General features: G+C 72.7%; 26 protein-coding genes. 6 read left to right on the forward strand and 20 right to left on the reverse strand.

Annotated features, from left to right (window positions below; translation table 11 throughout):
• Positions 1-8: 8 nt before the first annotated feature.
• From K7B10_RS19585 to K7B10_RS19625, 9 genes are all read right to left on the reverse strand, one after another.
• Positions 9-413, reverse strand: coding sequence for a GNAT family N-acetyltransferase (locus tag K7B10_RS19585; RefSeq protein WP_030152790.1), 405 nt, complete (start codon positions 411-413; stop codon positions 9-11).
• The gene (gene purB, locus K7B10_RS19590) at positions 400-1,707 is read right to left on the reverse strand and encodes an adenylosuccinate lyase (protein ID WP_229337586.1); all 1,308 of its coding nucleotides are present in this window, start codon (positions 1,705-1,707) and stop codon (positions 400-402) included. Before purB ends, K7B10_RS19585 begins: the two co-directional genes overlap by 14 nt.
• A gap of 101 nt (positions 1,708-1,808) precedes the next feature.
• Positions 1,809-3,815, reverse strand: a complete 2,007-nt coding sequence (locus K7B10_RS19595; protein WP_229337588.1) for an AfsR/SARP family transcriptional regulator — start codon at positions 3,813-3,815, stop codon at positions 1,809-1,811.
• A gap of 64 nt (positions 3,816-3,879) precedes the next feature.
• Positions 3,880-4,218, reverse strand: a complete 339-nt coding sequence (locus K7B10_RS19600; protein ID WP_229337590.1) for a PqqD family protein — start codon at positions 4,216-4,218, stop codon at positions 3,880-3,882.
• Positions 4,218-5,000 (reverse strand): hypothetical protein, encoded by a 783-nt coding sequence (locus K7B10_RS19605; protein ID WP_229337592.1) that lies wholly within the window; start codon positions 4,998-5,000, stop codon positions 4,218-4,220. Before K7B10_RS19605 ends, K7B10_RS19600 begins: the two co-directional genes overlap by 1 nt.
• Before the next feature lie 572 nt (positions 5,001-5,572).
• A complete protein-coding gene (locus tag K7B10_RS19610) occupies positions 5,573-6,112 on the reverse strand; it encodes a DUF5956 family protein (RefSeq protein ID WP_229337594.1) in 540 nt (179 codons plus the stop codon).
• Positions 6,113-6,236: 124 nt separating this feature from the next.
• On the reverse strand, positions 6,237-7,532 hold the full coding sequence (gene codA / locus K7B10_RS19615) for a cytosine deaminase (protein ID WP_308284607.1): 1,296 nt from the start codon (positions 7,530-7,532) through the stop codon (positions 6,237-6,239).
• Positions 7,533-7,607: 75 nt separating this feature from the next.
• Positions 7,608-7,775 (reverse strand): hypothetical protein, encoded by a 168-nt coding sequence (locus tag K7B10_RS19620; protein WP_158734350.1) that lies wholly within the window; start codon positions 7,773-7,775, stop codon positions 7,608-7,610.
• 93 nt (positions 7,776-7,868) lie between these two features.
• Positions 7,869-8,036 (reverse strand): hypothetical protein, encoded by a 168-nt coding sequence (locus tag K7B10_RS19625; protein ID WP_229337596.1) that lies wholly within the window; start codon positions 8,034-8,036, stop codon positions 7,869-7,871.
• A 107-nt stretch (positions 8,037-8,143) separates the two neighbouring features.
• On the opposite strand from K7B10_RS19625, the gene K7B10_RS19630 reads away from it, so the two are divergent.
• Together K7B10_RS19630 and K7B10_RS19635 are read left to right on the forward strand one after the other, a co-directional pair.
• On the forward strand, positions 8,144-9,937 hold the full coding sequence (locus tag K7B10_RS19630; protein WP_229337598.1) for a S9 family peptidase: 1,794 nt from the start codon (positions 8,144-8,146) through the stop codon (positions 9,935-9,937).
• A 55-nt stretch (positions 9,938-9,992) separates the two neighbouring features.
• A complete protein-coding gene (locus K7B10_RS19635) occupies positions 9,993-10,844 on the forward strand; it encodes an SURF1 family protein (RefSeq protein ID WP_229337601.1) in 852 nt (283 codons plus the stop codon).
• Here K7B10_RS19635 and K7B10_RS19640 read toward each other — a convergent pair.
• The 4 genes from K7B10_RS19640 to K7B10_RS19655 form a co-directional block, all read right to left on the reverse strand.
• Positions 10,816-11,904 carry a hypothetical protein gene (locus K7B10_RS19640; RefSeq protein ID WP_229337603.1) on the reverse strand — a complete coding sequence of 363 codons (1,089 nt, stop codon included), beginning with the start codon at positions 11,902-11,904 and terminating at the stop codon, positions 10,816-10,818. The genes K7B10_RS19635 and K7B10_RS19640 overlap by 29 nt on opposite strands.
• Positions 11,901-12,683, reverse strand: coding sequence for a SigE family RNA polymerase sigma factor (locus K7B10_RS19645; protein ID WP_372481435.1), 783 nt, complete (start codon positions 12,681-12,683; stop codon positions 11,901-11,903). Before K7B10_RS19645 ends, K7B10_RS19640 begins: the two co-directional genes overlap by 4 nt.
• Before the next feature lie 169 nt (positions 12,684-12,852).
• On the reverse strand, positions 12,853-13,929 hold the full coding sequence (locus K7B10_RS19650; RefSeq protein ID WP_229337605.1) for an aspartate-semialdehyde dehydrogenase: 1,077 nt from the start codon (positions 13,927-13,929) through the stop codon (positions 12,853-12,855).
• Positions 13,926-15,200, reverse strand: a complete 1,275-nt coding sequence (locus K7B10_RS19655) for an aspartate kinase (protein ID WP_030866284.1) — start codon at positions 15,198-15,200, stop codon at positions 13,926-13,928. Before K7B10_RS19655 ends, K7B10_RS19650 begins: the two co-directional genes overlap by 4 nt.
• Positions 15,201-15,433: 233 nt before the next feature.
• Here K7B10_RS19655 and K7B10_RS19660 point away from each other — a divergent pair, with 233 nt between their 5' ends.
• Positions 15,434-16,345: a hypothetical protein gene (locus K7B10_RS19660; protein WP_229337608.1), complete on the forward strand. Its 912-nt coding sequence runs from the start codon at positions 15,434-15,436 to the stop codon at positions 16,343-16,345.
• Between the two features lie 73 nt (positions 16,346-16,418).
• Here K7B10_RS19660 and K7B10_RS19665 read toward each other — a convergent pair whose 3' ends face one another.
• Genes K7B10_RS19665 through K7B10_RS19675 form a run of 3 tightly spaced genes read right to left on the reverse strand, consistent with a single transcriptional unit; the run spans position 16,419 to position 18,067 of the window.
• Entirely contained in the window at positions 16,419-17,093 is a 675-nt protein-coding gene (locus K7B10_RS19665; protein WP_229337610.1) for a DUF5063 domain-containing protein, read from the reverse strand.
• On the reverse strand, positions 17,086-17,685 hold the full coding sequence (gene recR / locus K7B10_RS19670; RefSeq protein ID WP_030152816.1) for a recombination mediator RecR: 600 nt from the start codon (positions 17,683-17,685) through the stop codon (positions 17,086-17,088). The genes K7B10_RS19665 and recR overlap by 8 nt, the downstream gene beginning before the upstream one ends.
• Positions 17,686-17,722: 37 nt before the next feature.
• Positions 17,723-18,067, reverse strand: a complete 345-nt coding sequence (locus tag K7B10_RS19675) for a YbaB/EbfC family nucleoid-associated protein (RefSeq protein ID WP_078621772.1) — start codon at positions 18,065-18,067, stop codon at positions 17,723-17,725.
• 267 nt (positions 18,068-18,334) lie between these two features.
• Here K7B10_RS19675 and K7B10_RS19680 point away from each other — a divergent pair, with 267 nt between their 5' ends.
• Positions 18,335-19,090 (forward strand): SLATT domain-containing protein, encoded by a 756-nt coding sequence (locus tag K7B10_RS19680; RefSeq protein WP_229337612.1) that lies wholly within the window; start codon positions 18,335-18,337, stop codon positions 19,088-19,090.
• Positions 19,091-19,145: 55 nt separating this feature from the next.
• On the opposite strand, the gene K7B10_RS19685 is transcribed toward K7B10_RS19680, so the two are convergent.
• From K7B10_RS19685 to K7B10_RS19700, 4 genes are all read right to left on the reverse strand, one after another.
• Positions 19,146-19,796 carry a putative DNA-mimic protein gene (locus tag K7B10_RS19685; RefSeq protein WP_229337614.1) on the reverse strand — a complete coding sequence of 217 codons (651 nt, stop codon included), beginning with the start codon at positions 19,794-19,796 and terminating at the stop codon, positions 19,146-19,148.
• Between the two features lie 191 nt (positions 19,797-19,987).
• On the reverse strand, positions 19,988-22,546 hold the full coding sequence (locus K7B10_RS19690) for a glycosyltransferase (protein ID WP_229337616.1): 2,559 nt from the start codon (positions 22,544-22,546) through the stop codon (positions 19,988-19,990).
• Positions 22,543-23,223 (reverse strand): GntR family transcriptional regulator, encoded by a 681-nt coding sequence (locus K7B10_RS19695; protein WP_229337618.1) that lies wholly within the window; start codon positions 23,221-23,223, stop codon positions 22,543-22,545. The genes K7B10_RS19690 and K7B10_RS19695 overlap by 4 nt, the downstream gene beginning before the upstream one ends.
• Before the next feature lie 99 nt (positions 23,224-23,322).
• Positions 23,323-24,705, reverse strand: a complete 1,383-nt coding sequence (locus tag K7B10_RS19700; RefSeq protein WP_229337620.1) for an aspartate aminotransferase family protein — start codon at positions 24,703-24,705, stop codon at positions 23,323-23,325.
• Positions 24,706-24,844: 139 nt separating this feature from the next.
• On the opposite strand from K7B10_RS19700, the gene K7B10_RS19705 reads away from it, so the two are divergent.
• Entirely contained in the window at positions 24,845-25,552 is a 708-nt protein-coding gene (locus tag K7B10_RS19705) for a DJ-1/PfpI family protein (RefSeq protein ID WP_229337622.1), read from the forward strand.
• Positions 25,545-26,060, forward strand: coding sequence for a MarR family winged helix-turn-helix transcriptional regulator (locus K7B10_RS19710; protein ID WP_229337624.1), 516 nt, complete (start codon positions 25,545-25,547; stop codon positions 26,058-26,060). Before K7B10_RS19705 ends, K7B10_RS19710 begins: the two co-directional genes overlap by 8 nt.
• The last annotated feature ends 21 nt before the right edge of the window (positions 26,061-26,081 follow it).

The following is a 26,081-nucleotide window of genomic DNA, read 5'->3' on the forward strand; positions in this document are numbered from 1 at the left end:
GCCCGGGTTCAGCCGAGCGCATCGAGGGTCCATGCGGACTCGTGGCGGCTGAAGCCGAGGTGTGGGTAGTACGCGACGGCGGCCGGGGCCGAGAGCAGCACGAGCTTGGCCTGCGGCGCGGCCTCCCGGGTGGCCCGGATCAGGTCCCGGCCCACGCCGCGGCGCTGGAACTCGGCGTCCACGGCGATGTCGCTCAGGTACGTGACGTACGAGCCGTCGGTGATCGAGCGCGCGATGCCGATCAGCCGCCCGTCGAGGCGGGCCGTGATCACGAGGTTGGCGCCGGCCAGCATCCGGGTGAACCGCTCGACGTCCTCGACGGGGCGGCGCTCGCCGAGGGTGGACGCGCGGTACAGGGCGGTGACTTCGGCGACGTCGAGGCTGGCACCGACGACGGGCTCACACTTCCACATGCTGCTGCAGCTCCTTGCTCAGTTCGTCCAGTCGGGATTTGAGGTGGTCGCGGTTTCCGAGGAAGCGCCGCGGGTCCATGTGATCAGCGGTGACGTCCACACCGCGGGAGCCGAGGCCGTCGGCCAGGCCGGTGCCGCGCTCCCAGGCCTCGGTGGCGGCGGCCTGGACCAGCCGGTAGGCCTCCTCCCGGTCCCGGCCCCCGTCGACGAGGTCCAGGAACACCTCCGAGCTGTAGACCAGGCCCCGGGTGACGTCGATGTTGCGCGCCATGCGCTCCGGGAACACCCGCAGCCCGCGCAGCAGTCCGGCGGCCGAGACCAGCTGGTAGTGGGCCACGGTCAGGCTGTCGGGCAGGATGACCCGCTCCACGGAGGAGTGGGCCAGGTCCCGCTCGTGCCACAGGGCGACGTTCTCGTAGGCCGCCCCGGCGTGGGAGCGCAGGAGCCGGGCGAGACCGCACAGCCGCTCGCTGGTCGTCGGGTTCCGCTTGTGCGGCATCGCGCTCGACCCCTGGTAGGCACTGGTGCGCGGCTCGTCGACCTCCCCGACCTCGGTGCGCTGCAGCATGCGCATCTCCAGGGCGAACTGCTCGACGACGGCCCCCGTCACGGCGAGCGCGGAGAGCAGCTCGGCGTGCCGGTCGCGCGCCACGACCTGGGTGGGCATCGACTCGACGCCGAGGCCGAGCTGCCCGCAGACCCACTCCTCCACGTACGGGGAGATGTGCGCGTACGTGCCGACGGGGCCGGAGATGGTGCCGACGGCCACGGCGGCGCGGGCGGCGGTCAGCCGGGCGATGCAGCGGTGGAGGGCGAAGGCGTGCACGGCGAGCTTGTGGCCGAAGGTGGTGGGCTCGGCGTGGATGCCGTGGGTGCGGGCGATGCACACCGTGTCCCAGTGCTCCAGGGCGCGTTCCACGAGCAGTCCGGCGAACGTCCGGGCGGCGTTCAGCACGTGGTCGCACGAGCGGGCCAGGAGGTGTCCGAGGGCGGTGTCGACGAGGTCGTAGCTCGTCATCCCGTGGTGCACCCACCGGGCGGAGGCGGCCGGCATCGGCTCCGTGTAGGCCGCGAGGAACGCGAGGATCTCGTGGTCGCGGGTGCGTTCCAGCTCGCGGACCCGTGCGACGGCGGGGACGGGGGCGCGGCGGATGTCGGCCAGGCTGCCCTGGTCCACGATGCCGAGCTCGGCCTGGGCCGTCGTCGCCAGTACCTCGACGCGCGTCCAGGTGGCGTACTTGTGCTCCTCGGTCCAGAGCCCGGCCAGCTCCGGGGTGGAATAGCGTTCGATCAAGGTCGGTTCTCCTCGGATCTCCCCGTCGGGCGGCGTGGCGGGGGACGGAACGTGGGGGGCAGGACTCGTGAGGCGCAGGCGGCTCAGGGGGCTCAGGGGGCTCAGGCGGTGAAGCCGAGCTCCGGTGGCAACAGGCCGGCCCTGGCCGCGGCGACGACTTCGGCGCGGGCCGCCGTGCCGCCCGCGGACGGGGTGGCCCGCAGCGGGACGAGGGCTCCGGCCGGTCTCGTGTACCAGGCGGCCAGCGCGTTCTGCACCGCCCCGTGCCGGCTGCGCATCGGGTCCACGTCGAAGGTGAGCTCCCGGGCGTACAGCCGGACCAGCGGGTGGTACGAGAAGCGCACCCCGCTGCCCTTGACGAAGTCGGCGTCCAGCAGGTGCTGCGCGGTGAGCCGCTCCAGGGTCTCCTCCGTACGGTCGTCCGGCAGGCCGAGCGCGGCCGCGGCCACCCGTACCGGGAACGAGGCCATCTCCAGCAGGCTGAGCAGCCGGAACGCCCGGCGCTCCGGGGCGTCCAGCGCCGCGTAGCCGACCGCCAGGCTGTCGCGCACGCCGAGGTCGCCGACCGCCAGCTCGTCGAGCCTCCTGCGCTCCGACTCCAGCCGCCGGGCGAGCGTCTCCAGCCGCCAGTGGGGCCGCTCCAGCAGCCGTGCGCCGACGATCCGGATGGCCAGCGGCAGCCGGCCGCAGTACCGGACCAGGTCCTGCGCGGCCCCCTCCTCGGCCGTCACCCGCTCGCGGCCGATGATGCGGGCCAGGATCTCCCGGGACTCCTCCGCGGTCAGCAGTCCGAGGCGCACGTGCCGGGTGCCGCCCAGGGTGGACAGCATCTCCAGGCTGGTCACGACGGCCGCGCAGGTCGGCGAGGCCGGCAGCAGCGGCCGTACCTGCGCCTCGTCACGCGCCCCGTCCAGCACGATCAGCACGCGCCGGTGCGAGAGCAGCCCCCGGTACAGGGCCACTCGTTCACCGGAGTCGGCGGGCACCGCGCCGGGGTCGACGCCCAGGGCCCGCAGCAACTCGCCGAGCGAGTCGGCCGGTTCGCGGAAGGCGTCGCCGCGCTGGAGCTCGACGTACAGCTGGCCGTCGGGGAAGGCGGGGCTGACGGCGTGGGCGACGCGGACCGCCATGGTGGTCTTGCCGACGCCCGCGGCCCCGTACAGGTTGAGGGTCTGCGGGACGGTGCGCTCCGCCCCCTCCCGGGAGACGTCGCGCAGCCGCCGGATCAGGTCCGCCTCGATGCCGGGCCGGGCGAACTCCGCGAGGCGCGGCGGGAGGGTGTACGGACGTCCCCGGCGGGCCGGGGCTTCGGCGGCGCCGCCCGGGCGGGGGCCGGCGGGGCCGGGCGGGGCCGGCACCGGGCCCGGGGCGGACCGGGTGGGCCCGGCGAGTATCCGCCGGTGCGCGGCGCGGAGTTCCTCGCCGGGCTCCACCCCGAGCTCCTCCGCCAGCAGCCGCCGGGCCTCCTGGTACGCGGCGAGGGCCTCGCCCTGGCGGCCAGCCCGGTACAGGGCCGTCATGAGCCGGCCCCACGCGCTTTCCCTGAACGGGTGTTCCGATACGAGCGCCCTGAGGCGGGGCAGCACCTCGGCGTAACGACCCACCGCCATTTCCGCGTCGGCCCAGCTTTCCGTGGCATTCAGCCAGCGTTCAAGCAGGGCCGCCCCGTCGCCCTGCTGGAGGTATTCCGAGGGGACGTCGACGAGCGGGGTCCCGTTGCCCTGCTCCATCGCCGACCGGAACAGCCGGGCGCGCTCGGCGGGTTCGGTGGTGAGTTCCGCCTTCTGCAGGAAGGCATTGAACCGGTCGAGGTCGAGCCGGTCGGCTCCGATTGCGATCGCGTAGCCGGAGGCGCGGCTGATGACTGCGTCGGCGCCCAGCAGTTTGCGCAGGCGGGCGATGTACCCCTGCAGGGTCTTGCGCGCGGTCAGCGGGGGTTCCCCGCCCCACAGCTGCTGGATGAGCTCCTCCGCGGTGAGCGTGCGGGGGGCGTGCAGCAGCAGGGCCGCGAGAACGACGCGGTGCTTGGCCCGCGGAATTTCCAATAGTTCTCCGTTCCGTCGTACGGTCAGCGGACCGAATACATCGAACTGGAGATCGTCCAGCATCTGATGGCCCCCGTAATGTCTCGCCCACGGGAAAATGCGGAGGGGCGGTGGCCCCTGAGGGAATTCAGGCCCGGGAATCACCCTGGGCGATGTTCACGACATCGTGCCGTGCGAGTTCCGTGAAGAGCTCGACGATGTCCTGCACCACGGATTCCTGATCGATGTCGTATTCCTGGGCGATCAGCGCGGCGATATCGGTCACGGTGCGCTTCCCGTCGATCTGCCGCCAGATGTGGGCGGCGGACGCGGTCAGCTCGAAGAAGTGCTCGTACCCGCCGACCACCGTCGTGCCCCGATGGTTGCGGATCTTCACGTTCAACGGCAGCGAGGCCACCGAACCGGGGCCCACCTGCGCGTTCTTGTCGAACGGCGTCTTGTCGAGGGGCGTCTCGTCGAGCGGCATCAGACCGACACCTCCATGGAGATCCGCTGGCAGACGGCGATGGTCTCCTCGACCCACTTGCGCGGGTGGTCCGGATCGAAGGAGCGCATCGTCTCGACGGCCCAGTACGCCTCGAACGGCAGCAGGGCGGGATCGAGGATCTCCATCCGCCGGGCCCGCCACTTCGGCCACAGGCTGCCGAACTGGCCCAGGCTGGCCTGGAGCGCGTCCACGGAGTGGTTGAAGGCGTTCTTCGTCGCGAGGACCGCGCTGTACAGATCGCCCCGGGCGATCTGGCCGGCCGCGTCCTCCGTGTAGCTGTCCGCCTGCTTGAGCGAGTTCACGATCAGCACCGAGCGGTGGGCCGAGGCGGCGAGACGCTCGCGGGTGCCCTCCAGCCAGGCCCCGTCGTCGGCGGCCGCTGCGTACGGAAGCCGCTCCAGCATGGCGATCTCGTGGTAGCTCAGGGTGCGCCAGGTGCCCTGGGCGTCGGCGAACTGCTCCTGGGAGACCTTCGAGAGGACCTGCTCGATCTGGGACGCGGTCCAGTACTCCACGTCCCAGCGGCGGCCGTCGACGAACGTGCCCTCGTACTGGAGCGTGTTCGGCTCGAGCGCCACGTGGTTGGTCTCGTCGATCGTGCTGGTCCAGCGGTCGTGGGTGACCACGTGGACGTCGAGGTCGCTGGTGGGATTGCCCCAGCCCCTGATCAGGGAACCGCTCGCGAACACCGTCTCGTACGCGTCCGGGAGCAGATTGCGGCTCTTGAGCTCGGCTATTACCCCGGAGGTGTCATACGTCATGAGGCACGGCCCTTCCCCGTCTCGGCCCGCCGCGACCGAGATCATCGGATGACGGCGCGCTCTGGTTCTCCTTGGATCGCCGCCACGGCGTCGGAACGGGCGGCACGCCCCGGAAAGGTGATCTCCGACCCCGGGGACAATTTCCGGCTCACCCGAAGAATCGGCTGGCCATGCAGAAGTGCTGAACTTCGGCACGGTCCAGCATATTGACAAACCTTCAGTTGAGTCCAGAACAATCTGGTGGCGCGAATTGGCCTTTACACACGGGGGCTGACTGTCCGTAAAGGACGCATCAGGATGCGTGTACGGCCCAGTTGAGCCACGGGATTCCACGGTGCGCGGAGGAGGCGGCCGCGGCCGCGGGATGGCGCGGCAGCGCCCGGAGGGCACGTCCGGGGCGGGGACAAACCACCGATTCTCGCCATACGCGACCCCGATGAGGACCGGTGGCGGACAAGAAATATTTGCCTTCCCGGGGTCGCGGCTGCAATCTCGCCGACCGCGAGGCCGAGGTGGAGCCGGTTCTTCGCCGGCGTAAGGGCGTGAACCGGCTTGTCGCCCTTGCGTGTTGCTCACCTATCGGTATCGGACTCGGCGGCCAGCGAAGCGAGTTCGACGCGGACCGGTGCGAGGAATGCCGCCGAAGGCCGGACCTCCACCCCGCGCCCCCGCGCCAGCGCCCGGAGGTGGTCGAGGACCGCGCCGAGCGTCGGGAGGGAGCCGGGCGGACGCAGCAGCCACAGCCGCCCCGGCGGCCGGCGCGGGAGGCCGAGGGCGGCCAGCACCTCCTCGGCCTCCCGGTCGAGGTCGTGCAGATCGGGATCGGCGAGCGGGGCCGCCTCCACTCCGGTGATGTGCCCGTGGCCGTCCAGCCGGGTCTCCACCGCCCAGTGGGTGGACCGGTCCGGGACCCAGGTCCGGTCCGCGGGGGGCCACACGTACGGGAGGAAGACCCACAGCGTGTCCTCGGGCGCGGGCTCCCAGCCGAGCACCTCCAGCTCCCGGACCTCGGGCAGCCGGTCCGGCTCCTGCTCACTGCGGCCGGTGCGGCGCAGCGCGAGCGGGTGCGGTGTTCCGTCCTCGTCCCACGAGTCCCACGAGTCCCTCGCCATGCGCGCAGGCTACCGCCGGTCCCACGGGTCGGCCCTGATCCGCCGCCCTGCGCCGCGCCGCGCCGCGCCGCTCGCGACACGGGCCGCCTCACGGGCCGTCTCACGGCCGCCGACCGGCCGTGACCTACGACCGGCGGAAGTCCACCTCCGCGGGCGGCTCCCCCGGCCAGTTCAGCAGGGTCGGCGCGGACGGGGTCTCGGCGAGCACGCTCCCCCGCGCGACCACGTACCGCGGCCGGACCTGGCGGCGCACCGCCTCGGCGGGGGTCTCGGCCGGCAGCAGCACGAAGGAGGCCGGGGCGCCCTCGCGGATCCCGTACTCCGCCTCCGTCAGGCCCAGCACCCGCGCCGCGCGCTCCGTCACCATCTCGAACGCCACCGGGATCTCCTCCGCCCCCGTGAGCTGGGCGGCGTACAGCCCGACGAGGGCGGTCTGGAGGGGGTTCGCGGTGCCGAGCGCGTTCCACGGGTCCATCACGTCGTCGTGGCCGAAGGCCACGTTGACCCCCGCCGCCAGCATCTCCTTGACCTGCGTGAGGCCGCGCCGCTTGGGGTAGCCGTCGAAGCGGCCCTGGAGATTGAGGTTCGCGAAGGGGTTGGAGACCAGGTTGATCCCGGAACGGGACAGCAGCCGCTGGAGCTTGAAGCTGTACGCGCCGCCGTAGGAGCCCATCGCCGTCGTGTGCGAGGCCGTCGCCCGTTCCCGCAGGCCCGAGCGCAGCGCGAGCGCGGCCAGCACCTCCACGAACCGGGACTGCTCGTCGTCGATCTCGTCGCAGTGGGCGTCCACGCGCAGCCCGTGCTCCTCGGCCAACGCGAAGGCGACGCCCAGCGAAGCGACGCCGTCCTCACGGGTGTCCTCGAAGTGCGGGATGGCCCCGACGACGTCGGCGCCCCGGGCCACCGCCTCGCGCAGCAGCGCCTCGCCGCCGGGGAAGGAGACGATGCCCTCCTGCGGGAACGCGACGATCTGCAGGGTCATGAAGTCCCGGACCCGGTCGCGGACCTCCAGCAGCGCGTCCAGCGCGGTGAGCGCGGGGTCGGTGACGTCGCAGTGCGTCCGCACGTGCAGCACGCCCTGGGCCGCCTGCCAGCGCAGCACCCGCGTGGCCCGCGCGATGACGTCCTCGCGGGTCAGGGTCCGCTTGCGCTCGCTCCAGCGCGCGATGCCCTCCCACAGCGTCCCGGAGGCGTTCGGGCGGGGCTCCCCTGCGGTCAGCGCCGTGTCCAGGTGGATGTGCGGCTCGACGAAGGGGGCGCTGAGCAGCCCGCCGTGCGCCTCGATCAGCACGCCGGTGCCCGGCGGCTCCTTCTGGTCGTCGTACGGGACCACCCGCGCGATCCGCCCGTCCTCGGCGACCTCCACGTCGGACAGGCCATCGGTATGGAGCAGCCGGGCACCCCGCACGATCATCCGCATGCGGCCACCCTACGACCGTGGCCCGCGGTTTCCGGGGAAACCGCGGGCCACGGCCACCTGCACCGCATGCCGGGCTCAGCCGCGCTTGGCCTGGGCCTTCTGCTGCATGCCCCGCGTCTTCGCGGAGACGGACTGCACGTCTCTGACCGCGGCCTTCGCGCGTGCCTCGGCCGCCGTGTTCTTCGCCCGCTCCCGCTCGCGCTCCGCGGCCTGTGACGTGCCGGCACGAGCCTTCTTGGCCATGATCACTCCTCCTCGGGACACATCGGGACGCACCGGAGGGCGTACGTCCTCCACTGTCCCTCCGTTCGGAGGAGGCGGCATCCGGAGCGGGGGTCAGCCGCGCCCGCCCTTGCGACGCTGCTGCTCGCGCATCCGGTCCTCCTGCATGGCCATCTTCTGCGCCTCGCGCACGTCCTCGACCAGCATCGCCGGCTTGTTCGGCATCCCGGAGTCGGACGACCGACGGTCCTCGTGAGTCTGTTCCTTGCGCTGCTTCGCCATGATCACTCCTCACTGGAACTGGAAAACGGCTGGGTGGGACCCCGCCCACGCTGCCCCCTCCCGCCCGCCACGACCATTCGACAGCGCCAATCGGGTTACATGGGGGTATGACTGACAACACGGCCGTGCCCGATTGGGAGAAGCGCTTCCGGGCGCCGCGCGTCGGGCTGCCCGACTGGGCCGAGGACGCTCCGGACCGCTCGCTCTTCGTCTCGAACGCCACCGGGACGTACGAGCTCTACGCCTGGGACCGGGCCACCGGCAGCCAGCGGCAGGCCACCGACCGGCCCAACGGGACCACCGACGGGACCCTCTCCCCCGACGGGGAGTGGATCTGGTGGTTCTCCGACACCGACGGCGACGAGTTCGGCACCTGGGTGCGCCAGCCCTTCGCGGGCGGCCCCGACGAGCCGGCCACCCCCGGGCTGGAGCCCTCGTACCCCGCCGGTCTCGCCATCGGCCGGGACGGGACCTCCGTCGTCGGCCGCTCCACCGACGAGGACGGCACCACCATCCACGTCGTGCGGCCGGGCGCCGCCGAGCCCGTGGAGATCTACCGGCACCGGGAGTCGGCCGGCGTCGGCGACCTCTCCCACGACGGCACCCTGATCGCGATCGAGCACACCGAGCACGGGGACGCCATGCACTCGGCGCTGCGCGTGATCGGCCTCGACGGGGCCACCGTCGCCGAGCTCGACGACTCCCGGGGCGGGACGGCGGAGCTGGGCCTGGAGGTGCTCGGCTTCGCGCCGGTCGCCGGGGACACCCGGCTGCTCGTCGGCCACCAGCGGCGCGGCCGCTGGGAACCGATGGTGTGGGACGTGGCCACCGGGGCGGAGCAGGACCTGGCGATCGAGCTGCCGGGCGACGTCAGCGCCGAGTGGTACCCGGACGGCTCCGCGCTGCTGATCGCGCACGGCTTCGAGGCGCGCAGCGAGCTCTGGCGCTACGACCTGGCCGCGCGGGAGCTCGTCAGGGTGCAGACCCCGCCCGGCACGGTCTCGGGCGCGACGGCGCGGCCCGACGGCACCGTGGAGTACCAGTGGTCCTCGGCGGCCGAGCCCTCGGCCGTACGGTCCACCACGGGCGGGACCGTCCTGGACCCGCCCGGCTTCCGGCCGCCCGGCTCGGTGCCGGTGGAGGACGTGTGGGTGGAGGGCCCCGGCGGGCGGATCCACGCCCTGGCGCAGCGGCCCGTGGGCCACGGCGACGGCCCCTTCCCGACGATCTTCGAGGTGCACGGCGGCCCGACCTGGCACGACAGCGACGCCTTCGCGGCGACCCCGGCGGCCTGGCTGGACCACGGGTTCGCGGTGGTCCGGGTCAACTACCGGGGCTCGACCGGGTACGGCCGCGAGTGGACGGACGCCCTCAAGCACCGTGTCGGCCTGATCGAGCTGGAGGACATCGCGGCCGTCCGGGAGTGGGCGGTGGCCTCCGGCCTCGCCGACCCGGCGCGCCTCGTGCTCTCCGGCGGTTCCTGGGGCGGGTACCTGGCCCTGCTGGGCCTCGGCACGCAGCCCGAGGCCTGGGCCGTGGGCCTGGCCGCCGTACCCGTCGCGGACTACGTGACCGCGTACCACGACGAGATGGAGGCGCTGAAGTCCCTGGACCGCACCCTCTTCGGCGGTACGCCGGAGGAGGTTCCGGACCGCTTCGCCGCGTCCTCCCCGCTCACGTACGTGGACGCGGTGAAGGCCCCCGTCCACATCGCGGCCGGCGTCAACGACCCCCGCTGCCCGATCCGGCAGATCGAGAACTACGTGGAGCGGCTGGCGGCGCGCGGGGCGGTGCACGAGGTGTACCGGTACGACGCCGGGCACGGCTCGCTCGTCGTGGAGGAGCGGATCAAGCAGGTCCGGATGGAGCTGGAGTTCGTACGGAAGCACCTGCCCCGGTAGGCCCGGCGGCCGCCCCGGCCCCGGTGATCCGGTGCACCCCCCGTACGGTGGTGGGGTGCACCGGTTTCTCCTGACCCCGCGCTGGTGGGGGATCAACGTCTTCGTCGCGCTCGCCGTTCCCGTCTGCCTGTTCATGGGCACCTGGCAGCTCGGCCGGTTCGAGGACCGCGTCGACAGCCACAAGGAGGCGACCGCCGGACGGCCCGCCGCCGAGGCCGCCGCACCGCTGGAGTCGCTGCTCCCGGTGGACAAGGAGACCTCCGGGCGCCTCGCCTCCGCCTCCGGCGAGTACGCCGAGCAGCTGCTCGTCCCCGGGCGGCGGCTCGACGGCAAGGACGGCTTCTACGTCCTGACCCTGCTCAGGACCGACTCCGGCAAGGCCGTCCCGGTGGTCCGGGGCTGGCTGCCGGGCACCGCCGACGCGGCGAAGGCCCCGGCGGCGCCGGCCGGGCGGGTCGAGGTGACGGGCGCGCTCCAGGCGTCGGAGACCGCCACCAGCAAGGGCGTGTACGCCGAGGGCGGGCTGCCGGCCGGGCAGCTCGGGGTGATCGGGGCGGCCTCGCTGGTCAACCTCGTGCCGTACGAGTTCTACGACGCCTGGCTGACGGTGCAGACCCCGGCGGACGGGCTGACCCCGGTGCCGGCGCAGGCGCCGAACAACACCGGGCTGGACCTGAAGGCCTTCCAGAACCTCGGCTACACCGGCGAGTGGTTCGTCTTCGCCGCGTTCGTGCTGTTCATGTGGTTCCGGCTCTACCGCCGCGAGGTGGAGACCCTGCGCGATGCCGAGGCGGGGCTGCTGCCGGAGGCCGCCGACCGGTCGCCGGAGCCCCCCGCCGCGGCATCGACCGCTGCCCCGGCCCCGGCCTCGACCACCGCTACGGCTTCGGCGCGTCCAGCGGAATGACGCCCGTCCGGTAGACCGTTCCCCCGCAGGCCGCGGGGATCGTCGTCTGCGTGGTCGGCGCGCCCGGCAGCGCCGTGTGCGGGGTGTGCGTCACCTCCACCCCGGCCGGCTCCGGGGCCTTGGCTCCCGTGTCCGGCTCCTGGCCCGTGGCGCGGGCCGCCGTGCCCTGTCCGCCTTCCGGGGCGCCCACCGGGGGCTTGGTCACCGGATCGGGCGTGGCCGCCGGGCAGGACTGCGCGGAGGGCACCCACGCGAAGCGCACCTCGTACGCCGTGTACGGCTGGAGCAGCAGCAGCGGCGTCTCCGCCGAGGGGTCGGGGAGCCCGGCCGCCGGATCCCCCGCCGTGTGGCCGACCACGGTGACCCCCGAGGCCTGGCCCGGCGCCGACACCGAGGCCGCCGTCACGGTGTCCGGGCCGACGACCGTGCAGCCGCGCGCCGAGACGTTGGTGACCTTGAAACTGCCGTACACCTTGCCGTCGGTCTCCGGGGCCCTGGCACTGCCCTGCACCCCGAGCTGCTCCGCGCTGCACCCGGGCACGCCGGGCGCCGCGCCCACCGGGGGCTGCGGGCCGGTGCCGGCCGAGGCCCCCGCCGTGGCGCCCGCGGCGTCCGGGCCGGCGCTGCCGCCGGTCGGGGCTCCGCCCTCCTGCGGGTCGGGCCGCTCGCCGGCGCCGCCGGTCTCCGCTTCCTTGCCTGCGGCCTTGCCGGGCCGGGGCCGCGCGCCCGCGCCGTCCTGGTGCGGATCGGAGGTTCCGCCGCCGGCCGCCGTTCCGGGCTGCTCGCCGTGCCCGGCCATCGCGGAGTGGTCCGCGGCGGAGCCCTCGCCGCCGGTGATGTGCAGGTGCAGGGCCGCCGGGACGGCCGTCCCGGCGAGCAGCACGGCCGCCACCGCCCCGATGACGGCCTGCCGCTTGCGGGTCCGGCGTACGGGGACCGCGTACTGCAGCCGCTCCAGCGCGCCCGCGGACGGCTCCAGGCCCTCGACGGCTCCGCGCAGCAGGCTCCGCAGCGCCTCTTCCTCGCCCGCCCCGCCCGGCGGAGTGTGGTCGTCCTTCATGACTGCGCAGCCTCCATCGCCACCCGCAGCGCGGCAATGCCCCGCGATCCGTACGCCTTGACCGAGCCGAGCGAGACGCCGAGCGTCTCGGCGACCTGGGCCTCCGTCATGTCCGCGAAGTACCGCAGCACCAGCACCTCGCGCTGACGCCGCTGGAGCCCCCGCATCGCCTTGATGAGATCGTCCCGTTCCAGCTGGTCGTACGCGCCCTCTTCGGCACTGGCCATGTCCGGCATCGGCTTCGAGAGCAGCTTGAGGCCGAGGATGCGGCGGCGCAGCGCGGAGCGCGAGAGGTTCACGACGGTCTGGCGCAGATACGCCAGTGTCTTGTCCCGATCGCGAACCCGGTTGCGCGCCGAGTGGACCCGGATGAACGCCTCCTGGACGACGTCCTCGCAGGAGGCGGTGTCGTCGAGGAGCAGCGCCGCCAGGCCGAGCAGCGAGCGGTAGTGGGCCTGGTAGGTCTCGGTGAGGTGGTCGACCGTGGTCCCGGCGACGACGGCCGGCTCGGCGGCAGCGGCGGCAGCGGCGGATGCGGCACCGGTGGACCGGGCGGCCGCCTCTTCCCCGTTCCCCTCGGCCCCCGCGCTATCGCGGGGCGCGGGCACGCGGCCGCCCAAGGTCGGTACGGCGGAGGGGACGGTGATCGGCGCCGCGCCCGCCGGAACAGGAACGATCACGGGGAACCCGCCGGTCGCGGGCGTACGGAAAGGCCGGCGCGGCACACCGGGTGCGCTGCGCGCCGCAACGACGGCGAAGTCGAGAAGTGCCTCTGCCACGCCAGTTGGACACGCGTCCCCCCACCAGGGTTGTACGCGTGAGGCCGCCTCACCAGCAAAATCCCCATAGCCCTCATGCGTACCCGCTCTTCCTGATTGCCCCGCCCGTCCAGGCGGCAGTCAGGCCATCACCTTGATCAAGGGATCAGCTCTGATCCTACAAAGTGAATTACGCGAATTCACCAGCGATCAGTTCCGCGATCCGCGTGGCGTTCAGGGCGGCCCCGTTGCGGAGGTTGTCCGCGCAGACGAAGAACTCCAGCGAGCGCGGATCGTCGAGCGAGACCCGCAGCCGCCCCACCCACGCCGGATCCGTCCCCGCGGCGTCCACCGGCGTCGGGAACTCCCCGGCCGCCGGGTCGTCCACGACGACCACGCCGGGCGCGGCCTCCAGGATCTCCCGGGCGTGCGGGGCGTCCACCTCGGCCTCGAACCGCGCCCGTACGCTCAGCGAATGCCCGGTCAGGACGGGCACCTGTACGCAGGTCACCGCCACCGGGAGCGCGTCCAGGTGCAGGACCCGGCGGGTCTGCGCCCGTACGGCCAGCTCGTGCGAGGACCAGCCGCCTTCGCGCAGCTCGCCGGACCACGGCACCACGTTGAGGGCGAGCGGGGCCGCGAAGGGGCCGGCGTCCTCGCCGACGGCGCGGCGCACGTCCCCGGTCTGCTCGCCCAGCGAGGTCCCGGCGACGAGCGACAGCTGGCGGCGCAGCGTGTCGGAGCCGGCCCGCCCGGCCGCGCTCGCGGCCTGGTACGAGGACACGGTCAGGTCTGCCAGTGCGTACTCGGCGTGCAGCGCGCCCAGGGCCGCGATCATCGCGGCGGTGACGCAGTCCGGGCTCGCGACGATCCCGCGCGGCCGCGTCCGTACGGCCAGCGCGTTGACCTCGGGCACCACCAGCGGCACCTCGGGGTCCTCGCGGAAGGCCGCGGACTGGTCGACGGCGACGGCCCCGCGCGTGACGACGACCGGAGCCCAGCGGGCCGAGATATCGACCGGGGTCAGGAACAGCACCACATCGCCCTGCCCGATGCCCTCGAAGGCGTCCTCGGTGAGGGCGAGCACCTCGCTCTCCTGCCCGCGCACGGCCAGCACGCGGCCGGCCGAGCGCCCGGAGGCGATCAGGCGTATGTCGCCCCAGACGTCCGCACGCTGGGACAGGATCTGGAGCACGACGGAGCCGACTGCTCCGGTCGCCCCGACCACGGCGAGCGCCGGAGCCGGGGTCGACCGGGTCTCGGTCATCGTCCGGTGCCTCCGTAGACGACGGCCTCGTCGCTGTCGGAGTCGAGGCCGAAGGCGGTGTGCACGGCGCGGACGGCCTCGTTGACGTCGTCCTGGCGGGTCACGACCGAGATGCGGATCTCGGAGGTCGAGATCAGCTCGATGTTGACGCCCGCGTCGGACAGCGCCTGGAAGAAGGAGGCGGTGACGCCCGGGTTCGTCTTCATGCCCGCGCCGACCAGGGAGATCTTTCCGATCTGGTCGTCGTAGCGCAGGGAGTCGAAGCCGATGGCGCCCTTGGCCTTCTCCAGCGCGTCGATGGCCTTGTGGCCCTCGGTCTTGGGGAGGGTGAAGGAGATGTCCGTCAGGCCCGTGGACGCGGCGGACACGTTCTGCACGATCATGTCGATGTTGATCTCGGCGTCCGCGATGGCGCGGAAGATCGCCGCGGCCTCGCCCGGCTTGTCCGGTACGCCGACGACCGTGATCTTGGCTTCGGAGACGTCGTGAGCGACTCCGGAGATGATGGCGTGCTCCACCTTCGCGTCCCCTTGCGGATTCTCGTTGCTGACCCAGGTGCCCGGCAGTCCCGAGAAGGACGAGCGGACGTGGATCGGGATGTTGTATCGGCGTGCGTACTCGACACAGCGGTGCAGCAGCACCTTGGAACCGGAGGCGGCGAGCTCCAGCATGTCCTCGGAGGAGATCCAGTCGATCTTCCGGGCCTTCTTCACGACGCGGGGGTCCGCGGTGAAGACGCCGTCGACATCGGTGTAGATCTCGCAGACCTCGGCGTCCAGCGCCGCGGCGAGGGCGACGGCGGTCGTGTCCGAGCCGCCGCGGCCGAGGGTGGTGATGTCCTTGCTGTCCGCCGACACGCCCTGGAAGCCGGCGACGATGGCGATGTTGCCCTCGTCCAGCGCGGTGCGGATGCGGCCCGGCGTGACATCGATGATGCGCGCTTTGTTGTGGACCGAGTCGGTGATGACGCCTGCCTGGCTGCCGGTGAACGACTGGGCCTCGTGGCCCAGGTTTTTGATCGCCATGGCCAGCAGGGCCATGGAGATCCGCTCTCCGGCGGTCAGCAGCATGTCGAATTCACGCCCGGCAGGCATCGGGGATACCTGTTCGGCGAGATCGATCAGCTCGTCCGTCGTGTCGCCCATCGCGGAAACCACGACGACCACCTGGTGGCCGTTCTTCTTGGCGTCCACGATCCGCTTGGCGACGCGCTTGATGCCCTCGGCATCGGCTACGGAGGAGCCTCCGTACTTCTGCACGACAAGGCCCACGTGCGCTCCTCGCTCAATCCAGTACTGCGGTCGCGGGCCAGTCTAACGAGCGACCGCGATGCGGCCGACGCGTACCACATCATGAGACATTCGGTTCACCCCGTGATCATGGCGGGCTGCCGTCGCATGGCCGGCGGGCCCGTCCGGCGTAAAATGATCTGCGGCATGCCACGCAAGGGTTCTCCTGCCCGTCCACCCTGTCTCGGTTCGCTTTCCGACAGGAGGAAAGAACGATGAACCACACGCGTCGCATCACGCTCATGGCCACCCTGCTGGCCTCTTCCGTGGCCCTCGCCCCGGCCGCGGCCGCCCTGGGGACCACGGCCGGAACGGCCGCCGCGCCCACGGGCGGCCAGTGCTCCCTCCAGAAGAGCGGGGGCAAGTCCGACAGCAGCGCCCGCTTCACGCTCACGGGCTCCGGATTCAACGGGTCCAAGAAGGTCACCGTCACCTCCGAAGACGGTCAGAGCAGAACGGTCGGGGTGTCGAAGTCCGGGAACTTCCAGGCCAAGCACCTGCCTTACGGCCAGTACAGCGCCACCCCGGGCCAGGGTTCCGCGGTGAAGTGCACCTCACCGGCGAAGCCTGCCGGCGACACGGGCACGGACACGGGCAAGGCCAAGACGCCCGAGGAGCAGTACGCCGCGGGCCGCAAGGCCGGATTCGACTCGACGAAGGCCAGCTGCGAGACCAAGCCGAAGGCTCCCGGCCTGGCCGCGGTCGACCCGAACTTCGAGAAGGGCTACAACGACGGCTCGGCGGAGGCCCTCAAGGCCTTCTGCGGGACCGGGACCAAGCCGCAGGAGCCCAACACCTCGGCCGCACAGGTCACCACGGTGACCGCCACGGCCACCCCGGCCAGTGGCACGGTGCCGTGCACCCCGTCGGCGGTGATCAACTTCAGTGCGGCCATCACATCCACGAGCGCCGGACAGGTCATCTACCGCTGGACCCGGGACGACGGCGCAGTCGGGCAGTCCGAGGTCATCACCTTCGACGCCCCGGGGACCAAGACGGTCAGCGACACGTGGACCAGGGGAGGCGCCGCCGGAACCAAGCTGACGGGCTGGGAGAAGGTCCAGATCCAGAAGCCCAACGTCGGCAAGGAGTCCAACCAGGCGACGTTCAGCCTGACGTGCTCCTGATCCCGACCACACATCCCGACCGCACCTGAGCGGTCCGCCCGGCCTCCGGCCGGGCGGACCGCTCGCCCGTTCGCTAACCCTCGACTACGCGCTGGCGCGCCGGAGCGCGGCCGATGGTGCCGAGCTCCTCGGCCATCACCCGGCCGGCCTGCTCGGCGAGGTCGTCCTCGGCCAGGTCCTCGTCGGTGTCCAGGCCGTCCAGGGCCTCCAGCGGCTGGTCCAGCCGTACGTGCGCGATCAGCGACTGGAGGGCGCGCAGGGTGGCCGAGGCCGTCGGGCCCCAGTTGGTGAAGTACGAGAACTGCCACCACCACAGCGCCTCCGTGACGCGGCCCGACTGGTGGTGGATGAGCCCGTGCCGCAGGTCGGCGACCACATCGGCCAGGTCGTCGGAGATCCGGTGGGCGACCGGAGCCTTGCGCGGCTCGTAGGGGTCGAAGACCTCGGAGTAGACGTCGACCGGCTCCAGCATGATCGCGAACCGCTCGCGCAGGTCGTCCACGTCCGGCTCCGGGCCGAGGTCGGGCTCGTAGCGCTCGTCGGGCAGGACGTCCTGGTACGCGCCCAGCCGGCCGCCCGCCAGCAGCAGCTGGGACACCTCCAGGAGGAGGAAGGGCACCGCGCTGTCCGGGTCCTCGCCCTTGGCCACCTCGGTGACCGCGACGATGAAGGACTCGATCTGGTCTGCGATCTGGACGGCGAAGTCGTCCGGATCCTGGCCCAGGGCGTGCAGCGTTGCGTCAGACATCGAGAAGTCGCCTTCCTTCAAAGGCCCGCCCGAGCGTGACCTCGTCCGCGTACTCCAGATCTCCCCCGACGGGGAGCCCGCTGGCCAGGCGGGTGACCTTCAGGCCCATCGGCTTGATCATGCGGGCGAGGTACGTGGCGGTCGCCTCGCCCTCCAGGTTCGGGTCGGTGGCGAGGATCAGCTCGGTCACCTCGCCGTCCGCGAGGCGCGCCAGCAGCTCGCGGATGCGCAGGTCGTCCGGGCCGACGCCCTCGATCGGGCTGATGGCGCCGCCGAGGACGTGGTACCGGCCCCGGAACTCGCGGGTCCGCTCGATCGCGACGACGTCCTTCGGCTCCTCCACCACACAGATGACCGTGGTGTCGCGGCGCGGGTCGCGGCAGATGTTGCACCGTTCCTCCTGCGCCACGTTCCCGCACACCGCGCAGAACCGGACCTTGTCCTTGACCTCCAGCAGCGCGTGCGCGAGGCGGCGGACGTCGGTGGGCTCGGCCTGCAGGATGTGGAAGGCGATCCGCTGCGCGCTCTTGGGCCCGACGCCGGGCAGCCTGCCCAGTTCGTCGATCAGGTCCTGGACCACGCCTTCGTACACGGACTGCCTTCTTTCGCTATGGGGTTCGGGGGGAGGACTAGAACGGGAGGCCGGGGATGCCGCTGCCGCCGCCCAGTCCCTGGGCGAGCGGGCCGAGCTTCTCCTGCTGGAGCGCCTGGGCGTTCTCGTTGGCGGCCTGGACCGCCGCGACGACCAGGTCGGCGAGGGTCTCGGTGTCCGCCGGGTCCACCGCCTTCGGGTCGATCACCAGCGCACGCAGTTCACCGGAGCCGGTGACGGTCGCCTTCACGAGGCCGCCGCCCGCCTGGCCCTCGACCTCGGCCTGCGCGAGCGCCTCCTGGGCCGCGGCGAGGTCCTGCTGCATCTTCTGGGCCTGCTGGAGCAGCTGCTGCATGTTGGGCTGGCCACCACCGGGAATCACAGGTCACTCACTCCGTCGCGTCGGTCCAAGACTGGGTCAGCTTGGTCAATCCGAGCCTACGTGCTCCCCGCGCGGCGCGCTCTACGCCGTCAGGACCAACTCTTTCGAGTGAGAGACGGGGCGTGCGCGTACCTGATGGAGACCTCCTTGCAGGCGGAAAACCGGGGATTCGTCGCCCATCGGCCGCCATTCGAAGGTAGGAAGAGCATGCGCATCATTGCGCACACGCGCACCACCACACGTCAGCGCAGGCAGAGGGAGTGCCGGGTGAGCCAGCCGGAGATGCAGCCCGAGGGGCCACCCCGGGATCCCCGGGAACCCCGGGAGGAGGGCAGCGGACCGATGGCGGCGGGCGATCTGACCGGCGGACCGTTCCCCCTCGGGGACTGGGGCGAGCCGGCCGAGCGGCTGGACGAGCTCTACCGGCGGGTCGAGGCCGATGCGCTGCGCACCGCGGAGTGGTATCTGTCCGACCGGGCGTGGAAGCGCCGGGGCGCACGGGTGCTGCGGGTCGGCGCGGCGGCCGGGGCGGTGGCCGGGGCCGCGGTCCCGCTGCTGGAGCTGACGGGCTCGGCGCCCGGCGTGGCCTCGTACGGCTACCTCTCGCTGCTGCTTGCCGCGGCCTGCCTGGCCTGCGACCGGTTCTTCGGGCTGACCTCGGGCTGGATGCGGGACGTGGCGACGGCACAGGCGGTGCAGCGCCGTCTGCAGACCCTGCAGTTCGACTGGGCCTCGGAGAACGTACGGGAGGTCCTGGGGCCCACGGAGGGCACGGCGAGCGAGGCTGCGGACCGCTGTCTGACCGTGCTGCGCCGCTTCTCGGAGGACGTGACGGAGCTGGTGCGGTCCGAGACGGCGGAGTGGATGGTGGAGTTCTCCTCGGGACCGGCGCCGCTGGTGATGCAGTCGCTCGGCGCCCCGTCCTCCCGGGCCGAGGCGGGCCTTCCCCCGGCCCGTTTCCCCCTCCCCCCGGGAACCCGCCCCAACATGCCCCGCCAGCGCCCGCCGGAGCAGCCCCGCTGACTCCGGTCCCGCCGGTGCGGGAGGGGTCGGGGGCGAGCCCCCGACCCGGCGCCGCTCAGCTGAAGATGATCATCGAGCCTTGGCCGAGGCTCCGCGTCGCCGCCGCGTGCAACCCCAGCCACACGTGCCGCTCCCGCGCGAAGGGGCTCTCGTCGTACGGAATCGGCCCGGCCGGCTCCTCCAGGGACGTGGGCCGTCCCGGCGCCACCGGCGCCACCGGCGGATTCCCCGGGTCGATCCCGATCGCCGGCGCCACCACCATCAGCTCGCGCAGCAGCCCCTGCGCCGACCCCAGTGGGCCGCCCCCGGCCAACAGCTCCTCATTGGCCAGCGGAGCCGCGAAGTCCACCGGGACGTACGCCCCGGCGTGGTCGTAGTGCCACACCAGGTGCGACTGCTGCGCCGTCGGCTCGAACATCTCCAGCAGCTGCTCGTAGTCCCCGCCCAGCTCGTCCACCGGTGTCACCGGGAGCCCGCAGATCTGCAGCAGGTACGCCCGCCGCAGGAAGTGCAGGGCGTCGTAGTCGAAGCCGGCGACGGGGGCCACGTCCCCGCTCAGGCCCGGCATGTAGGCGAACACGGGCACCGACGGGAGGCCCGCCTCGCCCAGCGCCTTGTCGTACGAGGCGATCTCTTCCGCGAACGGGTTGTCGGGGCTGTGGCACAGCACGTCGACAAGGGGGACCAGCCACAGGTCACAGGCCAACGCGGGCTCCGATCAGTCGATGCCGCCGATCCGGTCAGCGTAGTGTGCCGAACACCCTCCGCGAAGGGCTGCGCAGAACCTGGGACGGAGCCCTTGGCGAACCGGGGGCGGAACCCGCGCCCGAACCGGGTCCCCATCAGGCGGAACCCGCGCCGGAGCCGCCCGCAAGGGGTGTCTCGTGAAGACACGGCCTAGACCCGCCCCGGGCCCACCCTCCAGACCCAGACGTCCTCGACCTTCTCCGGCTGCCGACCGATCAGCTCGCTGATCATGTCCCGCAGCTCCACCCCCCGGTCCTGGAACGGCAGCACGACCGCGCCCGCCTTCCAGAACTCCAGGTCCCGCCGTGCCTGCTCCCGCCACTGCGGTGTGATCTCCGGCGGCTGCTGCCCGTAGCGGACGTCCCGCAGGAGGTTCGAGAGGTGGCGCGGGGTGGCCCCGTAGATGCCGATCCGGTCGGGTCCCCAGGGGCCGTTGAAGTAGCCCCCGGCCAGCCGGAACCCGAAGTCCGCCTCGACCTGCCAGTGCAGCGCGTCAGCCTGTCCCGGGTCCGGCAGCGGTACCGGGACGAGCGCTTCGCCGTCCTTGACGTAGCCCTTCCAGGCCCCCGAGGTGATGAACGCCGGCACCGGCGCCCGCTCCCGTACGGCCAGCGGCAGCGGCAGCACCGGAATCAGCGCCGCCGCCACCGCGAGGAGGCCGAGCGTGCGCAGCTCGCGCGTGCGCATCCGTACGATCCGGTCCAGCGCGAGCGCGAGCAGCACGCCCAGTACGGGGGCGCACACCATCGCCACGCGCCCCTCGATCACCGACTCGAACAGCGGCAGCTTCACCATCAGCCGCCAGGGCCCTGGCAGCACGACGTCCGTACGCGGGACGGGCACCCAGGGACCGAGGGACAGCGCCAGCGCCACGGCGCCGGTGATCGCGAGTGCGCGGACCACCCTGCGGCGCCACATCCACACGCACACGGCCACGCCGAGCGCCAGCAGCGGCCAGCCGTAGAAGGCGTTCTGCTCGGTGGTGTTCAGGGAGAGCCGCCCGGCCGTCTCGGCGTCGCCGAAGAGCGAGCGGGCCGCGTACTCGACCAGGGCGCGCGGGCTGTTGCCCGCGTTGTCCCCGTGGAGCACCGAGTGGTAACTCTGCGGGCCGAAGAACTGCCAGTACAGCGGGAAGATCAGCAGCGGTACGCAGACGCCCGCGGCGATGACCACGCCGAGGCCCAGCGGCCGTGCGGCCGCGAGCGCGCGCCGCCGGTCGACCAGCAGGTACGCCAGCGAGAAGACCAGCATGCCGAGCGCGGCGATGAGCAGCGGCTCCTCGCCGAGGAAGATCTGGTACGTGGCGAACAGGCCCAGCAGGACCCCGTCGCGGACCACGTTCCGGCCCTCGCACAGGCGCAGGGCCCGGTCGATGATCAGCGGGAGCACGAAGAGGACGACGAAGTTCGGGTGACCGTTCGCGTGCGAGACCATCGGCGGCGCGAACGCGGCGAGCGCGCCGCCCGCGGCGGCGGCCCAGCGGCTCTCCACGAGGCGACGGCGGATCAGCCAGTACCAGGTCCAGGCGCTGGCGGCCATGCCGAGCGTGAGGACGAGCGCGAAGGTGACCGTCTCGCCGAACAGGAGCGTGACCGGGATCAGCGGGACGGTCAGGCCGAGCATGGTGGCGTTCGCCATCAGGTTCACGCCGTCGGGCATGCCCTGGGCCAGGGTGAAGAGCGGATTGCGCAGGTGGGTGATGTTGTCGGTGGCGACGCCGACGAACCACTCCCACTGGTTCTGGTCCTGGAGCGCGTCCTTGAGGTAGCGGCCGTCGAGGTCCGCCCACAGGCCGTGGAAGACGTACACGGAGAGGGCGATGAAGACGGCGGCGACGGCGAGGCCGCCGGAGTTCAGCCGGAAGAGCTCCTTCAGGGCACGGCGCCGGTCGCCCGTGGCCGCGGCCGCGGCTGCGGCTGTGGCTGTGGCTGCGGTCCGGCGGGGGCGGGCGGGCGGCTTCGGGGTGCGGCGGACCGGTACCTCCGCCACGTGCCAGCCCTGGCGGCGCACCCAGCGCAGCACCTCGGCGTCGATGGCCGGGCCGTCGAGGACGGAGGCGCCGAAGGCGGCGCGCGCCCGGTCCCCGTCGAAGAGGGCGAAGCCGCAGGTGTCGGCGCGGAAGCCCGGCATCCCGGGGATGCCCAGGGCGCGGACCAGGCGGTTTCCCGTCCGGCCGAGGACGGCGGCCGGGGCCGGGTCCTCGTGGCTCCCGTGGCTCCCGTGGCTCCCGTGGTTCTCCTCGCCGAGTGCCTGTTCCAGGCGGTCCAGCTCGGCCGGCGGGGTGCGGGGCCCGGCGTCGGCCAGCAGCACCCGCTCTCCGGCGGAGGCGAGGACTCCGGCGCGCAGCGCGGCGCCCCGGCCGCGGTGGTCCTCGGAGCGGATCAGCCGGATCCGGGGCTCGTCGGCGGCCGCGGCCTCGACGAGGTCGGCGGTGGCGTCGGTGGAGGCGTCGTCGACGACGACGAGCTCCCAGTCGCCGGGGCCGCTGCCGAGGCGGGCGTCCAGGTGGGCGCGGAAGGCGTCGAGGGCCGGGCCGATCCGCTGCGCGTCCTCGTGGGCGGGGATGACGACGGAGAGCCCGACGGCGCCCAGCCAGGGGGCGGCCGCGGCCGGTTCGCCCGCGACCCTCTCGCCGGTCGCTCGGGCTCCGCCGGTCGCTCGGCTCCCGCCGGCCGCTTCGGTCTCGCCGGTCGCGGCCGTGTCGGTCATGCGCCGACCGCCTTGAGCCCCGCGGCCCAGTCCAGCCCGTGCTGGTTGTACGCGTACACGAGGCGTCGTACCTCGTCGGCGTCGGCCCGGGTCACCGCGTCCACCAGCTCGTTGTGGCCGGACCACAGTCCGGTGTGCAGGTCCGGCGCGGCCTTCAGGTGCGGTACGGCGAAGACCCAGCACTGCACCCGGATGCGGTGCAGGAACTCCGAGATGTACGTATTGCCGACCAGCCCGCTCAGCTCCCTCCAGAAGCGCAGGTCGTAGCCGATCAGCACTTCGAGGGAACCGCTCTGCGCGGCCCTGCACGCCTCCTCGGCACGACGGCGCACCGACACCAGCAATTCGCCGGAGCCGGGCGCGGTGCCGCGCTCGACGAGCCGCCGGAAGATCCCGTCCACTATGAGCGTACGGGCCTCGATCATGCCCCGGTAGTCGTCCACGGAGAAGACGCGCACGCGAAAGCCCCGGTGCTGGACCGATTCCAGCAGCCCCTGGGCCGAGAGGTCGACCAGTGCCTCGCGTACGGGGGTCGCGGAGACCTCGTACTGCTCGGCGATCTGCTTGACCGTGAACTCGGTGCCCGGCGGCAGGCGTCCCGCCAGCACCTCGTCGCGCAGCGCGTCCGCGATCTGCTGGCGAAGTGTGTTGCGGGTGACAGCGCCGCTGCCTGGCATAGGGGTCCGTCTCCTCAGTAGAACTTTCGGACACCTTAGGCCAGGCAGCGAGGCCGAAACCGATCGAACGCCGGTGGCGTGCGTCTCGCGCGCCCCCGGTCAGGCGGAGGTGGTGTGCCGGTCCGCGACCGTCAGCGCCTCGTCCAGCAGGGCCAGGCCCTCCTTGGCCTCCGCCTCCGTGATGGTGCACGGCGGCACGACGTGCGTCCGGTTCATGTTCACGAAGGGCCACAGGCCGGAGGCCTTGCAGGCCGCCGCGAATTCGGCCATCGGCGCGTTGTCGGCCCCGGCCGCGTTGTACGGGACGAGCGGCTCGCGCGTCTCCTTGTCGCGTACGAGCTCCAGCGCCCAGAACGCGCCGAGGCCCCGGACCTCGCCGACCGACGGGTGCCGCTCGGCGATCTCGGCGAGCGCCGGGCCGATGACGTTCGCGCCGAGGTGGGCGGCGTGCTCGACGACGCCCTCCTCCTCCATGGCGTTGATCGTCGCCACGGCGGCGGCGCAGGCCAGGGGGTGGCCGGAGTACGTCAGGCCGCCGGGGTAGGGGCGGGTGGCGAAGGTCTCGGCGATGGCGCCGGAGATGGCGACGCCGCCGAGCGGCACGTACCCGCTGTTCACGCCCTTGGCGAAGGTGATCAGGTCGGGGGTGACGTCCCAGTGCTGGGCGGCGAACCACTTGCCGGTGCGGCCGAAGCCGGACATGACCTCGTCGAGGATGAAGACGATGCCGTGGCGGTCGCAGAGCTCGCGCACGCCCGCGAGGTAGCCGGCCGGCGGGGTCATGATCCCGGCGGTGCCGGGCACGCTCTCCAGGATGATCGCGGCGATGGTCGCCGGGCCCTCGAAGGCGATGGTGTCGGCGAGGTGCGCGAGGGCCCGCTCGCACTCCTCGGCTTCGGTGGTGGCGTGGAACGGCGAGCGGTAGAGGAACGGGCCCCAGAAGTGCACGACCCCGGCGGCGGCCGTGTCGGAGGGCCAGCGGCGCGGGTCGCCGGTCAGGTTGATCGCGGCGGCGGTGGCCCCGTGGTACGAGCGGTAGGTGGAGAGCACCTTCTGCCGGCCCGTGTGCAGACGGGCCATGCGGACGGCGTTCTCGACGGCCTCGGCGCCGCCGTTGGTGAAGAAGACCTTGTCCAGGTCGCCCGGGGTCCGCTCGGCGATGAGGCGTGCGGCCTCGGAGCGGACGTCGACGGCGAAGCCGGGCGCCAGGGTGCAGAGCCGGGCGGCCTGCTCCTGGATGGCGGCGACGACCTTGGGGTGCTGGTGGCCGATGTTGGTGTTCACCAGCTGGGAGGCGAAGTCGAGGTAGCGGTTGCCGTCGTAGTCCCAGAAGTACGACCCCTCGGCCCCGGCGACGGCGAGCGGGTCGATCAGGGCCTGGGCGGACCAGGAGTGGAAGACGTGGGCGCGGTCGGCGGCCTTGACGGAGGCGCCGGTGGCCGCGATGTCTGCGGGGTTGCCCGTGGTGACGTGAGGGGTCATGCGGCCACGCTAAAAGTGCGCAGGTGGGAAGGGATATCGGCGGACTGTCTGCGGGTGGGGGCCGGGCCTCGGCAGTCTGTCGCCGCGGAAGGGGAACGAGGTGATTGACAGCACACTGTCGAAGTGACAGCCTACTGTCATGTCGATGGAAGAGGCGATGACGATGAAGACGACCGGGACGACGCCCGCTCCCTCCGCTACCTCCGCCCCCTGTGTTCCCTCCGCTCCCACCCCCCGGCCGGTGCACCTCGCGGTGTACGACACGTACGCGGACTGGGAAACCGGCCACACCACCGCGCACCTGACCCAGCGCGGACACCGGGTCCGTACGGTCGGCTTCGCCGCCGGAGCGTCCGTCACCACCATGGGCGGCGTGCGCATCCAGCCCGACCTGGCCCTCGCGGACCTCTCGCCCGAGGACTCCTCCCTCCTCATCCTGACCGGCGCCTCGCTGTGGGACTCCGGCGACGAGCTGGCCCCCTTCGCGGCGAAGGCGCGTGAGTTCCTGGCGGCCGGGGTACCCGTCGCCGCGATCTGCGGAGCCACGGCCGGCCTGGCCCGGGAAGGCCTGCTCGACGCGTACGCCCACACCAGCGCGGCCGCCGCGTACCTGGCCCGGCAGCCGGGCTACGCGGGCACCGGGCGGTACGTCGAAGCCGACGCGGTGACGGACGGCGACCTGATCACGGCGGGCCCGACGGAGCCGGTCGCCTTCGCCCGGGAGGTCTTCGCCCGGCTGGACGTCTACGGGCCGGAGGTGCTCGACGCCTGGTACCGGCTCTTCCACGACTCGGACGCGAGCGCGTTCCCGGTGCTGATGGCGGCGGCGGAGCGTGGCGATGCCTGAGGTCTCCGCTTCGTCGGCACGGGACCGGCAGGACCGGCAGGAGCTGCAGGAGCTGCAGGACCTGCTGAGCCGCACCGCGCTGGGGGTGTTCGGCCTGAACGGCCGGTTCCTCGCGATCTCCGAGGAGCTGGCCGGGCCCGCCGGGCTGACCGCGGCCTGGTGGCAGGTGCTGGGGGCGGTACTCCGGGAGCCGCTGCCGGTGGCGGGGATCGCCCGGGCCATGGGCATCACGCGGCAGAGCGTCCAGCGCATCGCGGACCTGCTGGTGGGGAAGGGCCTCGCGGAGTACGTCCCGAACCCCGCCCACCGGCGCGCGAAGCTGCTGCGCCCGACGGAGGAGGGACGTGCCGCCGTCGCCCGCATCACCCCGGCCCACGCCGTCCTGGCCACCCGCCTCGCGGACCAGCTGGGCGAGGCGGGATTCAGGGAGACGGTCGAGGTACTCGACCGTCTCACGAAGGCGCTGGACACCCTGCTCGCCGAGGGATCCGGCGCCGCCGACGCCTGAGGCGCCGGGGCGGGGCGGGGC

It is taken from the genome of Streptomyces flavotricini, assembly GCF_020639365.1.
GTDB lineage: Bacteria > Actinomycetota > Actinomycetes > Streptomycetales > Streptomycetaceae > Streptomyces > Streptomyces flavotricini.